This is a genomic window from Streptacidiphilus sp. PB12-B1b (assembly GCF_014084125.1).
In the GTDB taxonomy this organism is placed as follows: Bacteria; Actinomycetota; Actinomycetes; order Streptomycetales; family Streptomycetaceae; genus Streptacidiphilus.
The window spans coordinates 532,668-547,321 of the sequence record NZ_CP048405.1 but is presented as its reverse complement, the minus strand read 5'-3'; the positions used below and the strand labels follow the sequence as shown (position 1 = coordinate 547,321).

General features: G+C 72.5%; 12 protein-coding genes and 2 pseudogenes. All 14 read left to right on the top strand.

Annotated elements, in window-relative coordinates:
• The first annotated feature begins 51 nt into the window (after positions 1-51).
• Complete coding sequence (locus GXW83_RS02630) at positions 52-1,524, top strand: SCO6880 family protein (protein WP_182441259.1); 1,473 nt, start codon at positions 52-54, stop codon at positions 1,522-1,524.
• 34 nt (positions 1,525-1,558) lie between these two features.
• Positions 1,559-2,011: a DUF6238 family protein gene (locus GXW83_RS02625; RefSeq protein ID WP_182441257.1), complete on the top strand. Its 453-nt coding sequence runs from the start codon at positions 1,559-1,561 to the stop codon at positions 2,009-2,011.
• 56 nt (positions 2,012-2,067) lie between these two features.
• Positions 2,068-3,609 carry an ATP-binding protein gene (locus GXW83_RS02620; RefSeq protein ID WP_225447419.1) on the top strand — a complete coding sequence of 514 codons (1,542 nt, stop codon included), beginning with the start codon at positions 2,068-2,070 and terminating at the stop codon, positions 3,607-3,609.
• A complete protein-coding gene (locus GXW83_RS02615; RefSeq protein ID WP_182441256.1) occupies positions 3,606-4,247 on the top strand; it encodes a hypothetical protein in 642 nt (213 codons plus the stop codon). Before GXW83_RS02620 ends, GXW83_RS02615 begins: the two co-directional genes overlap by 4 nt.
• Before the next feature lie 51 nt (positions 4,248-4,298).
• Positions 4,299-5,369, top strand: coding sequence for a hypothetical protein (locus tag GXW83_RS02610; protein WP_182441255.1), 1,071 nt, complete (start codon positions 4,299-4,301; stop codon positions 5,367-5,369).
• An 86-nt stretch (positions 5,370-5,455) separates the two neighbouring features.
• Positions 5,456-6,565, top strand: a complete 1,110-nt coding sequence (locus GXW83_RS02605) for a hypothetical protein (protein WP_182441254.1) — start codon at positions 5,456-5,458, stop codon at positions 6,563-6,565.
• A 92-nt stretch (positions 6,566-6,657) separates the two neighbouring features.
• On the top strand, positions 6,658-7,437 hold the full coding sequence (locus tag GXW83_RS02600; protein ID WP_182441253.1) for a hypothetical protein: 780 nt from the start codon (positions 6,658-6,660) through the stop codon (positions 7,435-7,437).
• Between the two features lie 26 nt (positions 7,438-7,463).
• Positions 7,464-7,961 carry a hypothetical protein gene (locus tag GXW83_RS02595; protein WP_182441252.1) on the top strand — a complete coding sequence of 166 codons (498 nt, stop codon included), beginning with the start codon at positions 7,464-7,466 and terminating at the stop codon, positions 7,959-7,961.
• Between the two features lie 69 nt (positions 7,962-8,030).
• The gene (locus GXW83_RS02590) at positions 8,031-8,540 is read left to right on the top strand and encodes a hypothetical protein (RefSeq protein WP_182441251.1); all 510 of its coding nucleotides are present in this window, start codon (positions 8,031-8,033) and stop codon (positions 8,538-8,540) included.
• Between the two features lie 117 nt (positions 8,541-8,657).
• Positions 8,658-10,850 (top strand): hypothetical protein, encoded by a 2,193-nt coding sequence (locus tag GXW83_RS33715; protein ID WP_225446706.1) that lies wholly within the window; start codon positions 8,658-8,660, stop codon positions 10,848-10,850.
• A 222-nt stretch (positions 10,851-11,072) separates the two neighbouring features.
• Positions 11,073-12,861: pseudogene (locus tag GXW83_RS02570) on the top strand (type IV secretory system conjugative DNA transfer family protein).
• On the top strand, positions 12,858-13,088 hold the full coding sequence (locus GXW83_RS02565) for a hypothetical protein (protein ID WP_182441247.1): 231 nt from the start codon (positions 12,858-12,860) through the stop codon (positions 13,086-13,088). The pseudogene GXW83_RS02570 and the gene GXW83_RS02565 overlap by 4 nt, the downstream one beginning before the upstream one ends.
• Entirely contained in the window at positions 13,085-14,362 is a 1,278-nt protein-coding gene (locus GXW83_RS02560) for a DnaB-like helicase N-terminal domain-containing protein (protein ID WP_182441246.1), read from the top strand. Before GXW83_RS02565 ends, GXW83_RS02560 begins: the two co-directional genes overlap by 4 nt.
• Positions 14,307-14,546: pseudogene (locus GXW83_RS34755) on the top strand (hypothetical protein); the annotation flags it as partial. The gene GXW83_RS02560 and the pseudogene GXW83_RS34755, both read left to right, overlap by 56 nt.
• Between the last annotated feature and the right edge of the window lie 108 nt (positions 14,547-14,654).

The following is a 14,654-nucleotide window of genomic DNA, read 5'->3' as shown; positions in this document are numbered from 1 at the left end:
AGAGCGCTGCGCGCCCCGCCCCCTCGCCCGCTCCCACCCTCTGGAACCACCATGTCCGACCAGTCCCAGGCCGATGCCACTCCGGCCACCGTCAAGTTCCCCCACCGCAGCAAGCGCGGCATCCTGCTCGGCCTGACCGCCCCGCAGCTGATCGCCGCAAGCCTCACCGGCCTGCTCCTGCTCGCCGTGATCCTCACCCGCGGCGTGGCCGGCGCGCTCGAACTCATCCCGCTGTGGGCCGCCATCGCCCTGTTCGTCTTCGTGCGCTACCGGGGCCGGGCCCTGGCCGACTGGGCCCCGATCGTCACCCGGTACGTCCTGCGCCGGATGCGGGGCCAGCTGGTCTGGCTGGTGCGGCCCTCCCGCCGTCCGGTCCGCGAGGGACTGCTGCACCTGCCCGGCACCGCAGCCAGCCTGCGCGTGGTCACCGCCCCCGACCGCCGGTACGGCGCCGTCCACAACCCCCACACGGGCACGCTGACCGCCGTCGTCAAGGTCTCCTCCCGCGCCTACGCGCTGCTGGACCCGGGCACCCAGAACGCCAACGTCCACGGCTGGGGCCGCGCGCTGGCCGCTCTTGCCCGTACCGGACACGTCGCCCGCGTGCAGGTGATCGAGCGCACCGTCCCCGACTCCGGCGACGCCCTGCGCCGGTACTGGGAGGAGCACGGGCAGCCCGACGCCCCGGTGGCGGGCGCGATCTACAGCGAGCTGATCGCCAGCGCCGGCCCGGCGGCTGCCCCCCACGAGGCATACGTCGCGGTGTCCCTGGACGCGAAGGCCGCGCGACGCCTGATCAACCAGGCCGGCGGCGGGCTGACCGGGGCCTTCAGCGTCCTGGCGCAGCTGACCTCGACGTTCGACCAGGCTGCGCGGACGGCCGGGCTCAGCCCCACCGGCTGGCTCACCGCGCACGAGATCGCGGCCGTCGTGCGCACGGCGTACGACCCCAAGGCCCTGGCCGGCCTCGACCGCTGGTCCTCCTCGGGGCGTCCCGAGGCGGAGCCTGCCGCTGCCGGCCCGGTCGTGGTCGTCGAGAAGTCGGACCACATCGCGACCGACTCCGCCGTCCACTGCACGTACTGGGTCGAGAACTGGCCCCGGACCGAGACCTCGGCAGGCTTCCTGCATCAGCTCCTGTTCACCGCCGGGGTCCGCCGCACGCTGTCGCTCTCCTACGAGCCGAAGGGGCTGGACGCGGCCCTGCGCGATGTCCAGCGCAAGAAGGCCAGCGTGATCGCCGATGCCGCCGAGCGGGCCCGGCGCGGCCAGGTCGACTCCGAAGCGGACTCGATCGAGTACCAGGACATCAAGTCCCGCGAGCGCCAGCTCATCGCCGGGCACGCGGACGTCGCGCTGACCGGCCTGCTGACCGTCTCGGCCGACAGCGAGGAGGAACTGCGGTCCGCCTGTGCGGTCGTGGAGACCGCGGCCGTCGGCGCCCAGCTCGACCTTCGGCCGCTCACCTGGCAGCAGGCCGAGGCGTTCACCGCCGCCTCCATGCCGCTCGCCCTCGCCGCCTGATCCCGGCCCGCCCCCCTTCCGAAAGAGCACCCCCATGTCCCGCACCCCCAGCCCGACCGCGCAGGACTTCGTGCCCTTCGCCACCGCCGCGCTCGACTTCCACCGCGCGCTCAACATCCCCGGCGGCCCGCTGGTCACCACCCGTGCCGAGCTGGACGCCCTGCACGCCCACCTCGTCTCGCTGCACGGCCTGCTCGACGCCCATACCGCCCGCACCGGACAGCTCGTCCCGATCGAGGGCGACCAGCTCCGCGCCGCCCGCACCCGGATCTGGCAGGCCGCCGACCACCTCCACGCCGCCTACCACGCGGCACCCCGGCCCGACTCCGGCGAAGTCCCCGAACGCGAGGCGTGCCAGGCCGGCCTGCCCGAGGGCGCTCCCGAGCTGACCATCTGCCAGCGCCACCAGCGCACCGCCCACCTGGTCCGCCGCCGCACCACCCCGGCCGACCTGCACACCCCGTTCACCGGCCTCGTCCGCCGCTGACCTCGCCTTCCACCAGGAGAAACGTTCATGCCCCGCACCCGCGCCAGCGCCTCCCCCTGTTCGTCCCCCGAAAGGCATCACGCGCCCAGCAGCGTGCCGCCCGCGCCGGTTTCGCCCAGGCCCGCCGCCAGGCACGCCTCGCTGGGGCCCCGCCCAAGCGCCGCGACCAGGACATCCTCGACCCGGAGCTACGGCCGACCTACCCGCTGTCGGGGCGCCCCGGCCCCTCCTCGGCGCGCGGCGGCAAGCTCAGCCTGCCCGCCCACCGCATGACCACCGCCACCGTGTCCGGGGCCTATCCCTTCCTCGCCGAGGGTGGCCTGGGCGCGGAGGGGATCTTCGTCGGCCGCGACGTGCACGCCGAGGCGGCGTTCTGCTTCGACCCGTTCACGCTGTACAGCAGCGGCCGGATCGAGGGCTTCACCAATCCGAACGCCGTCCTGGCCGGGATCATCGGCGCGGGCAAGTCCGCGCTGGCCAAGTCCATCGCCACCAGGTCGATCGCCCACGGCTACCGGGTCTATGTTCCCTGCGATCCCAAGGGAGAGTGGACAGCCGTCGCGCAGGCCCTCGGCGGCTACAGCATCGCGCTGGGACCGGGGCTCCCGGGGAGGCTGAACCCCCTGGATGCCCCGGCCCGACCCGCCTCGGTCAGCGAGGACGACTGGTCGACCGAAGTCCGCAAGCGCCGCCTCCTGCTCCTGGCGGCCCTGGCCCGCACCGTGCTCAAGCGCGACCTGTTGCCGATGGAGCACACCGCGCTGGACCTCGCGCTCGACCAGGTCGTGGCCGAGGCTCAGGCCGGCGGTACGGTGCCGCTGCTCGGCGACATCGCCCACACCCTCGGCTCGCCCGAGCGCCTCGACCGCGCCCTCGGCGACCAGGGCGGGCACATGGGCCCCGCCGCCCAGGACCTCGCGCACGCCCTGCGCCGCCTGGTGCACGGCGACTTGAGCGGCATGTTCGACGCCCCCAGCACCGTCACGTTCGACCCGACCACACCGATGCTGTCCATCGACCTGTCCCGCCTCGGCGGGTCGGGCGACGACACCGCGCTGGTCCTGGCGATGACGTGTGCCAGTGCCTGGATGGAGTCCGCCCTCGCCGACCCGGACGGCGGCCGACGCTGGGTGATCTACGACGAGGCATGGCGCCTGATGCGGCACGTCGGGTTGTTGGAGCGCATGCAGAGCCAGTGGAAGCTCAGCCGAGGTCTCGGCATCGCCAACCTCATGGTCATCCACCGCCTGTCCGACCTACTCAGCGCGGGTGATGCCGGCTCGCGCGGCCGGGTGCTGGCCGAGGGACTGCTCGCGGACTGCTCCACCCGCATCATCTACCGCCAGGAACCCGACCAACTCTCCGCCGCCGCCTCCCTGCTCGGCCTGACCGGAGTCGAGACCCAGGCCGTTTCGGCGCTCACCAAGGGGCGCGGGCTGTGGAAGGTCGCGGGGCGGTCCTTCATCACGCAGCACATCCTCCACCCCGCCGAGCGCGAGCTGTTCGACACCGATGCCCGCATGGCCGAGAACCTGCCGAAGTTCACTGTGGCTGAGGAACCCCCGCTGCCCCAGCAGAGGCCGGGGACGCGGCAATGAGCCTGCACTGGAACGAGCAGGTGACCGCCCTGGCCAACGCCGCTGCCGGACTCCAGGAAACGGCCGACGCCTGGTACGACGACCTGCCCCGCTTCCTCGTCCCAACAGGCCAGCTGACGGGCAGGCAGTACGCGGACACGGTGATGGCACGCAACGCCGCCGCCTGGCAGCACCTGCTGGTCGTCATGGAGTGCGTACCCGCGATGCTGCCGCAGGTACTTGCAGCGGCCCGCCGCCAGGACTACCGCTCCGGCCCGATCAGTGAGGACCTAGGGCAGTTGACGGGCCTCAACAACCGCGTCGGGGCGATCGTCCGTGTACGCGAGGAGTGGCTGAACGTCCAGGCGCTGATGAACGCCGCCCATCCCGGCGGCGGTCAGCGGTTGGCCGGGCAGGTCGACGCGCTGCGCAACGAGGAGGCGTGGCGCCACACCGCCCCCCTCGCCCATCAGACCGCGGCACTGGCCCGCGCCGCCGACCACCTCAGCCACCGCGTCAACACCCTCCGCCAAGCGGCGGACCTGCGGCGTGACGCCGCCCTGACGCGGTCCGCTGCTCCCGGTTCCACCCGTGCACGGCAGCCGAGCGCTCCAGCCGCGCGCTCCGCACAACAGCCGGTCAACCGCCACACCCGTTGACCGCCACACCTCACAGACACCCACTGACCGCACCCACGAAGGAACCTCGTGATGAACCGCACCACCTCCGGCGAGGAGCCCTCCGCCCGGCCAGGCCGGATGCCGCTGGACCCCTTCGCCACTGCCCTGGCCAGCCGCATGCCCGGCTGGTCGAAGCGACTCCTCGCGTTCCACGACAGCCAGCGGCAGCGGCAGCTGACCGAGCAGCTGTGGGACTGGGGCACGCTCCACTACGCCTTCACGGACTTCGTGATCCCCGAGGCCGCAGTCCTCACCGGCCCCGGCGGTGCACGGCTGGTCGTCGTCCACCGGCCCCTGCACCCGGGCCAGTTGCTGGTCGGGGCACTGCGCGACCCCTCGCTCGCCGATGCGGCCTGCGACTGGGGTGACGTGCGCTCCCCGGACGGCATCAGCGTGGGCACGGACCCGGTGCGCGCTGCCGAGGACATCCGCTCGCGGCTGCTGCCGCGCTACGACCACGCCGTCTGGCGGCTACGCCTGGCCGTCGCCACCCGCGCCTGTGAGGAGATCTCAGAGGTGCTGAACGACTGGGACGGGATCAGCGACGACCTCACCGACGAGCAGGGCTTCCCGCTGGACGACACCGCCTACGGCGACCGCGCCGCCCGGCGCGACACCGACGCCTGGGCGCAGGTCGAGACCCTCCTGACCAGCGCCCCCGCCATCGTCTCCCACCTGGGCGCGAACCTGGAGCACGCCGGCCTGGCATCCGGACCGAACACGGGCGACCTGTACCGCGTGCACCTGGCCGAGGGGGCGCTCGCGAGGGCCGCGCGGTTGCAGGAGGACTTCCTCACCACCTCGACCGCCGGCCTGCCGCCGCAGGCCGCCGAGCAGGTGCTGTACGCGGCGCGCGAGATCCGCCACGAGGAGGGCTGGGACACGGCCGTGACCCTCGGCGCGCACCTGCCGACGGTCCTGCGCTACGCCGAGCGCCTGCCCGCTCCGGCCGTTGTCCGCTCCCACACCTCACCCGGGGCCGACTCCACACGCAGCCGAGCGGCGCTCTCCCGCACCACTCGGCCCGGGACCGGACCCTCGGCCGCTCCACCGCCCCCGCCCGGCGGGCCTTCGGCACCGCCCTGCGGGCGTTCGCGCTGACCCCTTCTACCAGCAGGTACCGGCCGATCCGCGCAGGCTCGTACCCGCTGAAGGCCGTCCCACCCCACGCACCAGGAGACACAGCCGTGTTGGAACGCACCACCGTCAGCTTCGCCCGAGAGGGCAAGCTGGTCACCGCCCGCATCGACGGCCCCCGCCTGCCGCTGTCACCCTCACCACGCTCACAGGTGGTGGGTTGGGTCCCGCAGATCACCGCGGCCCTGCGGTCACGCGGCCTTCCCAGCGAGCTTGAAGACGGCATCAGCGCCACCTACATCCACGCGCCGCTGCCCGAAGGCAGGAAGCTGGTGATCACCCCGCCGCAGGAGCCCGCCGAGGAGCAGCCGCCAGGTGCCTGGGTCGCGCTGGCCGAGCGGGAGGGCGAGCCCGGCTGTGAGATGTGGTGGGACTCGCAGACCACCGGCCCCGATCACGCCCACCTGGGAATCGCGCCGCTGCTGGCCGCCGTCGACCGGCGCCTGGACGACCTCGGTGTCGCACAGCGCCCCGATCCGCGTCCCGTCCTGAACGAGGTCGGCACCCATCCGAGCCTGTACCGGGCCGGGTTCGTCCCCGTCGAGGCCCCGACCGGGCGCTTCTTCCGGCTGCCGCTGGCCATGGCCGATCCCGACGGGCAGCACCGCGCCGTCACCCGCGCCGTCGAGTCGCTGCGGTTCGAGGGCTTCGGAGTCCGCTGCCCGCCCCAGCTGCTGTCCGACGACCCCCGCGCCCTCCATTTGAACCGGGCGGAGTTGTTCGGCCTGGGCCAGCTCCCGCAGTTCGTCCGCGACCACGCCCTGCACACTCGGGACGTCGTCGGGGCGCTGGACGAGTTCGCCTCGCCTCTGGACGGCATGCTCGCCCAGGCAGTGGAGACCCTGCACGCCGCTGCCGACTGGTGGCAGGACCTGGACGGCCCGGACACCGAACGCCACGTCTACCGGTTGCACCTGATGGCCACCCAGATCGAGCGGAGCACCGAGGAGGTCCGGGCGCTGCGCGGTGAATTGGCTGACCGCCACACCGACAGGCCGCTCCTCCCCCGCGCTGGAGCACGGGCCGTGCGAGATGACAACTCCTCGCGTGCCCAGGCCGCCCGGTCCGTCTCGCCCTCGGCCCGGCACACGCCACCGACCGGCACCCCACCCTCCGCTCAGCCACCAGCCTCCCAGCCTCCGCCCCGTCACCGCCGCTGACCACCGAGGAGTCGCATCGATGACCTGCTCCCGCAGACCCCGCTGCCCCGTTCCCCGTTCCCGTCTTCGCCTCCGCACCGGAAGGACCTGCCGTGCCCGCGCCCGATCACGACTCGCTGCCCGACGTGGCAGTCGGCCGCCACCCCGACTACGGCATCGTCGCCAGCAATCCCCGACAACTGGCCGCCAGCAACTGGATGTTGAAGGGCCTCAGCTTCCAGCCTGTCCCGGGCCACCCGGCCCTGTACGCGCTGGCCGACCAGCAGCGCAACGGGCAGGACCGCGCCACCCGGGCCGTCGCGCTGCTGCGCAAGGCCGGCTACCGGGTCGACGTGGACGCCGCGTTCGACCCCTCACTGGCCTCCGAACCGGCCCGCGCCCGCGCCCGGCCCCCACAGGTCGAGCCGGACGTCGCATTCGCCGAGCATCCGCAGCTCGGCATCGTCGCAGCCACCGCAGACACGATCGGCGCCGTTGAACACGGCGGATCAATCCTCGAATCACACGGATGGCGCTTCAACCGCGACCTGGACATCTACACGCTGCCCATCCCCATCGATCGCAACAAGGCGCTCGGGAAGGTCGCCGCAGCCACGCTGTCGATGCACCGGTCCGACCTCCAGGTCGCTGTGCAGCCCCGCCTCGCCCAGGACGTAGCAGCCCGTCGCCGTCCTGCACCGGCGACAGCTGCGGACCTTGAGCGCAGCGAGGGCTTCACCAACCCCAGGCACCCCTTCCGCGCCGCTGCCGCTCTCGCCGCCAGCCCCGCCCGTGCCGGCCTGCCCGGCAGGGCGCCGGTCGCGGCTCCCGCGACCCCCGCTGCGGCTGCCAGCCCGGCGGACCCGCGCATCGCGTTCTCCCGCAACCGCTGACCCAACTCCCTTAAGGAGAAGTTCCCATGGCCGTGAAGACCATCTGGCAGATTACCCATTCCTGTGGACACCAGGCCGAGCGCGACCTGTCCGACCGGGCCGCCGACCGTCGCGCGGGCTTCGCCGAGTGGCTGGCCAAGCAGGAGTGCACCGACTGCTGGCGGGCCGCCAAGGAAGGCGACGAGCAGGACAAGGCCGCCTGGCTGGAGGCCAAGCGCGCCCAGGAGCAGGCCGAGTCCGACGCCTGGTCGCAGCAGTACCGGATGCCGCCCCTGGAGGGGACCGAGCGCGCCGTCGCCTGGGGTGTGCGCTGCCGCCATCAGATTCTGGCCGCCGCCTACACCTCTCTTGTCCTCGAAGACGAGACCGGCGAGGCGGGGTGGGAGGAGATCGAGGAAGCCGGGCGCACCATCACCCGCGCCGGGTGGTGGATCGACCAGCGCTCCTCCGAACCCGGCGACCTCGCCGAGCTGCTCCAGGCCGCCACCGAGGCCGACCGGCCCACGGAGAACCCCCACTTCTGACCGCCCGCTCCCGGTGCCCCCGCCGCGGGGCACCGGTTCTCCTTCCCCGCCCAGTGATGTGGATACCCCATGCCCACCTATCCCCTGCTCTGCGATGTGCGCCGCACCGAGAGCACTGTTGACCTGCTCAGCAGCCTCCACCGCAGCGAGCCCGGCTTCGCCCCCTACCTACTTACCGCCTGGTCCCCGGAACTGACCGCTCAGGACACCGTCGCGCTGCCGTACCTGGCACTGCTGCTCGACGAGCCGATCGCCTTGCGGAAGCCGCGGACCGGGCACGCCGCAGCGCGGCGACTCACCTGGCACTGCGCCATCCGCAACACCACCGGTGTGGAAGTCGATGACGACGCCTGGTTCGAGTTGACGCGCGAGGTCCTCGACGTCACCGGGATCGAGCCGGACGGCGACCCCTCGGCGTGCCGCTGGGTCGCCATGCGCAACCAGGCCGACGGCCTCGACATCGTGGCCACCGTCATCCGCCAGGACGGCCGCTGGGCCCGGCTGCACCACGACGCCTACGACGCCCGCGCCACCTGCATGCACTTCGTCTACGACCACGGCCTCACCCAGACGCGATGAGCCGGGCGTCTACCAGCGTTTTCCGGCAGGGCCAAACCGCGGAATCCGCGGATCCTTCTGTTCCTGACGGCCCGGCCGCCGGGCTCCTGTCCGCCAATCTCCTTCGAGGTCAACGTCGTGATCGCGTACTTGCAGCGCAAACAGCACACCCTCGGGCTGCTCAGCCAGCAGCTCGGCACCGGCCCGCGCGGCGCGTACACCAACCCCCGTCTCATCGACGGCGACTGCCACGGTTCCCCGATCGAGATGCTCGCCCGCCACGACGTGCCGTATCTGGCCCAGTCGCTCGACGCCCCCGTCGAGCGACTGGGGCCCGGGGCACCGCAACGGCCGGTGTGGTTCTGCGAGGTCCGCTCGGATCCCCGCCACCCGGACCTGACCGACGCCCAGTGGGCCGACGTTGCCCGCCGCATGGTGGCAGCAACCGGGATCGCGCCTGCGGGTGATCCGGACGCCTGCCGATGGATCGCCCTGCGCAACCAGGACCGCCAGGTGGTCGTTGTCGCGACCCGGGTCCGTGAGGACGGCCGCGTCCACGACCCGTACCGCGACGCCTTCCGCCTGCAGATCGAGTGCCAGCGCATCGCCGCCGACCTCGGCCACCTCCCCCCATCCCTTCCCCCGACGCCACTCGTCCAGGAGCCTTCCGTGCCCATCACCGTCACCATCACCGCCGAGCCCAGCGGAAGCGTCGTCGCCCGTGGAGGAGACTCCTTCGCCTACTCCCTGCTCAACCACGCCGGATTCGCCTTCACCAACGACTGGCACGGCCCCCGGCACCGCCTGCCGACCAGCATGGACCGGGGCGAGCAGACCGCCATCGCCACCCACGCAGCCGAAATGCTCCGCACCGCCCGCTACAGCGTCGACCTCGACCCCGCCCTCGACCAGGCGCGCACATCCACTCCGACGAACCCGCTTGGGCCCTACACCGCCGGGGCGGAACTACTGCGCCTCACCGACCAGATCAGGTCCGCCGAGAACAGCGTCGAGCTTCGGCAGGCGGTCGACCACCTACTCCATCCCGAGCACGGTGCGCTGGAACGGGTCCGGGAAGCGTTGGAGGCGGCAGGCGAGCAGATCACCGACCTCGACGACGCGGCATATCAGCTCTCCGACCGGTTCGGGTTCGCCGCTGAGTTCGTCAGCGCCGCGCAGTCGGAACTTGTCGACTCGGAGGCCGAGTTGCTCGGTGTCGGCGGCACAGCGCAGTCCCGCACCGTGACACGGACCCAGCCCCCTCGGCGTTCCCCGCTCCGCACAGCGCGGCGCTGGCCACATCGCCCGCAGCGGCCAGGGCCAGGACGTCGTCAGCGCTCGGTGCTGGGGCAGCCGATGCCGGCGCGTCCGTACGGCCGACACAGTTCCCCAGCCCTCGGACACGGTGACCGGCGATGCTCTCCCCCTTCCTCCTTGGAGCCCGAACATGCCCCACTTCCCCTCTTCCCTGCGGTTCCAGCGCTCGGGCCACTGGCTGCGGTTGGGCCGCCACCGGGTCTGGCTGGAGACTTCGCCGCTCACCGATCAGTTGCTGGCCCGCGACGAGTCCGAACGGCAGCAGGAGCGCGCCCGGCACTTCCACACACTCCCGAGCTCACGGCCGTGACCGCCCTCCCACGCCAAAGGGCAGCCATCGCGCCGCCTGCCTGCGTCAGCAGACCGGCGGACCAGGAGTCCACCCACGCGGTGGGGAGCCCGCGCTGCTCTGCTCCTCACCGGCCCCGCCAGCCAGCACACGACCAAGGAGAGACCGTGCCTGAGTACTACACGAGTATCGGCGAGGCCGTCGGCGCAGCCATGGCCCACAACATCCGCCTGGCCCACGGCGGCGGAACGCCCGCAGAGCCGCCCTTGCAGGCCCGCTTCCTCCCCCATCCGTCGGCCGACCCGTACTCCGTACCTGGAATGATCGCCCGCCTCACCCAGGACGCGTCACCGAACGAGGTCGCCGCAATCATCGAAGAGGTCAACGGTGCTCTCACCGGAGCCGTACCGCAGCTGACCGAACTCGTCGCTGCCGCCGCTGACTGGACCCGAGCCCGTCTCCAGTTCGATGACCCGCACCACAATCCGACCTTCGAGACGTGGACCTACCTGGCCGCCGCGCACGACATGCTCCGCGACGTCCAGGAGACATTGGAGATCGCCGAGGACAGGCTCGCCTCCTGTCCCGCCGAGCGCACCGACCCCCGCCACCACGACAGGGTCAGGGTCCTGCGCACCAGGGAGTTGCTCAGCGACGTCCTCAGCGCCGGCCCAGAAACCGAGACCGCTTCGCCAGCTGACCAGGCCCCCGAGGTAAATCGGTAGCGAGCCGCCCGCACCTCCTCACCGCAGGCCGCTGCCCGACGCACAACACCCTCGGCCAGGACCGCGGAAATGCCCGCCAACTCGTCGCCGTCTCGCGCGCCCCGCACTCGATAGTCCCGTCCGCCAACCCTCCACCCGAACAGGAGCTACCCCGATGACCAGCACAAGAGCGCCGCGTGCCCCGCCTCCACCGTCCGCCCGCGCCAGTCCCCTGGAACTACCATGCCCGCACCGCGTACCAGCGCGCCCTCGACCACCACCGGGTCCGACGCGCTCCTGTCCTGCCTCTTCGGCGTCCTCGGCATCGCCCTCGCCTTCGGTTCCCTGGCTTGGCTGACCGGGAACATCAGCAACTCCCTCGTCGGCACAGGTCCTTGGGCGTCCTTCAAGGTCACTGATGCCCTGCTGCACCCTGGCGTGCTGTGGCCGCACCTGGGCCCCACCGCCCTGCTCGTCGGCGCGCGGATCATCCCCGGCCTGCTGTCCGTCGGCCTCACCGTCTGCGGCCTCGTCCTGTGGATGCGACTGCGCGGCGGTGCGAACAACGGCCTCGCCCGCAAGGCCGACCTCGCCCCGCTGCTGGACAAGGAGATCACCGCCAAGGCCCGGAGCCTGCGGCCGTCCCTGAGCGGCCGGGAGTGTAAAAGAGGTCGCTCCCGACGACCGAGGCATCCTGCTCGGCACCCTCTCCCCGGGCCGCGCCGAAGTCCGCGCCTCCTGGGAGGACGTGATCGTCGCGATCATGGCCCCGCGAAGCGGCAAGACCAGCGGGCTGGCGATCCCGGCGATCCTCGCCGCCCCCGGCCCGGTGCTGCTGACCTCGAACAAGGCCGCCAACGATGCCTTCACCGCGACGGTCGACGCCCGTGCGCAGGTCGGCGCGATCTGGACGCTGGACCCGCAGCAGATCGCGCACCACCCGCGCGAGATGTGGTGGGACATCCTGGCCGACGCCCGCGACCTGGCCGGGGCGAAGCGTCTCGCCGGGCACTTCGTCGCCGCCAGCGTTGACGAGTCGAACGGCTCCGACTTCTGGTCCACCGCCGCGAGCAACACCCTCGGCGGTCTCTTCCTGGCAGCCGCCAGCCACCGGCGCCCGATCACCGACGTCCTGGCCTGGCTCGCCTCCCCCGCCGACCGCACTCCGGTGGACCTGCTCACCGATGCTGGCCACGAAGCGGTGGCCGCCCAGCTCCAGGGCACCGTCTCGGGCGCGACCGAGACCAGGGACGGCATCTACGAGACCGCGCGGCAGTACGCAAGCTGCCTGCTGGACCCCGAGGTCGCCGCCTGGGTCACCCCCGACCCGGCCCTACCGCAGTTCCGGCCGTTCGACTTCGCCACCTCCCGCGACACCTTGTACCTGCTCAGCAAGGACGGCGGCGGAAGCGCGAGCGCGATCATCGCGGCTGCCGCAGACGCCGTGATGCGCGCCGCCGTCGTCGTCGCCGAACGCTCCGGCGGTCGCCTGGACCCGCCCGCACTGTGCGTCCTGGACGAGGCGGCCAACGTCTGCCGCATCAGCGACCTGCCCGACCTCTACTCGCACTTGGGCTCGCGCGGTGTCATCCCGATCACCATCCTGCAGTCCTACCGGCAGGGCCAGCGCTGCTGGGGCGAGGCCGGCATGGACGCCCTGTGGAGCGCCGCGACCGTCAAGGTCATCGGAAGCGGCATCGACGACGCCGACTTCGCCGACCGCCTCAGCAGGCAGGTGGGCGACCACGACGTCCAGACCACCTCGGTGTCCACCAGCGACGGCGGCAAGTCCACCTCGGTGAGCATGCGCACCGAGCGGATCCTGCCCCCGGACGCCATCCGCGCCCTGCCCAAGGGCCGGGCACTGCTCCTGGCCACCGGCATCCGGGTGGCCATGCTCGACCTGCGGCCCTGGTACAAGGAGCCGTCCGCCAAGGTGGTGGGCCCGGCCTCGGCCCGCGCGACGAAGGCGATCACTGAAAGGGCCCTCGCCAAGACCGTCAGCCGCGACGACTTCGGGCTGTCGGCATGAGCGCGCCCACCCGGCCCCCGGGGTCTGTCGTCCACTCGCCCGTCGTTCTGCGCGACGGCCAGTGGTGGCTGGTCAGCGGTGCCGGCGCGATCCTCGCCACCGATCCCGTGTTCACCAGCGTGCTGGACAAGTTCGCCACGGCGCTGGCCGCTGCCGACCAGGCGGTCGCCGACCTGCGGACCCGGCAGAACGAGCCCCCCGCCGCCGAGGCCGGAGGTCAGCGATGAACCCGCTGCTGGGCGCCGAGCGGGCACTGCTCGGCGCTGTGCTGCTCGACCCGGTCCAGCTCTCGCGCCTGGACTGGCTCGCGCCGGATCACTTCTACCGCCCGGTCCACCAGGCCCTGTTCGCCGCTCTGCGCAAGCTCCAGGCAGACGGGCACCCCGCGCTGACGACCGAGGAGGTCGTACCGCTGTCCTGGGTGACCGACGCGGTCGCCGAGGCCGGCCTCCACGTGCGCGGGCTGGCCCCGGAGTACGCCCACGCGCTGATCGCGGCCTGCCCGCGCCCCGCACACGCTCCGTTGTACGGCCGCATGGTGCTAGAGGGCGCGATCCACCGCAGCGTCACCGAGCACGCGATCCGCCTGCACCAGGCCGCTCGCGCCGACGCCCTGCAAGGCGAGGTCGAGGGGGCGCTGCACCATGCCGACGTGCTGACCGGCGTACTCGGCGACCTCGCCCGGCGTTGGGGCTCCGAACCGCGCCCGGTCGCGCCGGCCACTGCCCCGGTCGTCGCGCCGCCGGTTCGGGCCGAGCAGGTCGCCCAGGACGAGCGGTTCCTGCTGGCCGCTCTGACCGACCGGCCGGGGGCCATGGACGAGGTGGTGGGCTGGCTGCGGCCGGACGACTTCGCCGACCCGGCCCACGGCCAGCTCTACCGCTGCCTCGGCGCGCTGCACCACCGGGGCGAGCCCCTCGATCGGATCACCGTACTCTGGGAGGCCCAGCGGCGGGGGCTGCTGGCCGACGGCACGCTGTCAGGCGACCAGGTCATGGCCATCTGCGGCGGTCTTGATCCCGGCAGTGCCGAATGGCTCGGCGAGCAGGTCATGCGCTCCTCGATCACACGCACGGCGGCCACCTCCGCACGCGTCATCCGGGCCCTGGCGGAGAACGAGGCCCTGGCCCCCGGACCGCTCATCAACCACGCCCTGCACGCCCTCGGCCTACTGGACGAGGTCCGTGCCCGCTGGCAGATCGCGAACGGCCGCCCAACTCCCACACCCTCCGCGTCTTCGCCGAGCGGCCCACCCGGTGCGCGGGTGCACGCCGCTCTCGCCCGCAGCACACCGCGCGCTTCCGCCCCGCCCTCGGAGCGGCTCGGTTCCGCGTCCGCTCCGGCCTCCGCGCGACCCCTTCGCGCAGCCACAGCTGAACCCCACCCCCCAGCCCATCGCCCGTCCTCCCCCTTGGAATCCGCCGTGAACAACGACCCCATCTCCGATGCCCTGGGCCTGCGTGCCCTGGCTTCTGCGGCCCGCACGACGCGGAGCCGGTGACATGCAGACCACCATCGCCCTCCCACCGTTGATCGGCTCGCTCTGCTCGGGATACGGCGGACTCGACCTCGGGGTGCAGGCCGCCCTCGGCGGCACGCTGGCCTGGCACGCCGAGGTCAATCCCGACGCCTCCCGCATCCTGGCCCGGCACTGGCCCGGAGTGCCCAACCTGGGCGACATCACCACCACGGACTGGTCCCTCGTCCCGCGGGTGTGCGTCCTGACGGCGGGCTTCCCCTGTCAAAGACGTCTCGGTCGCCGGCCGCCGCGCCGGACTCAACTCCCATACCCG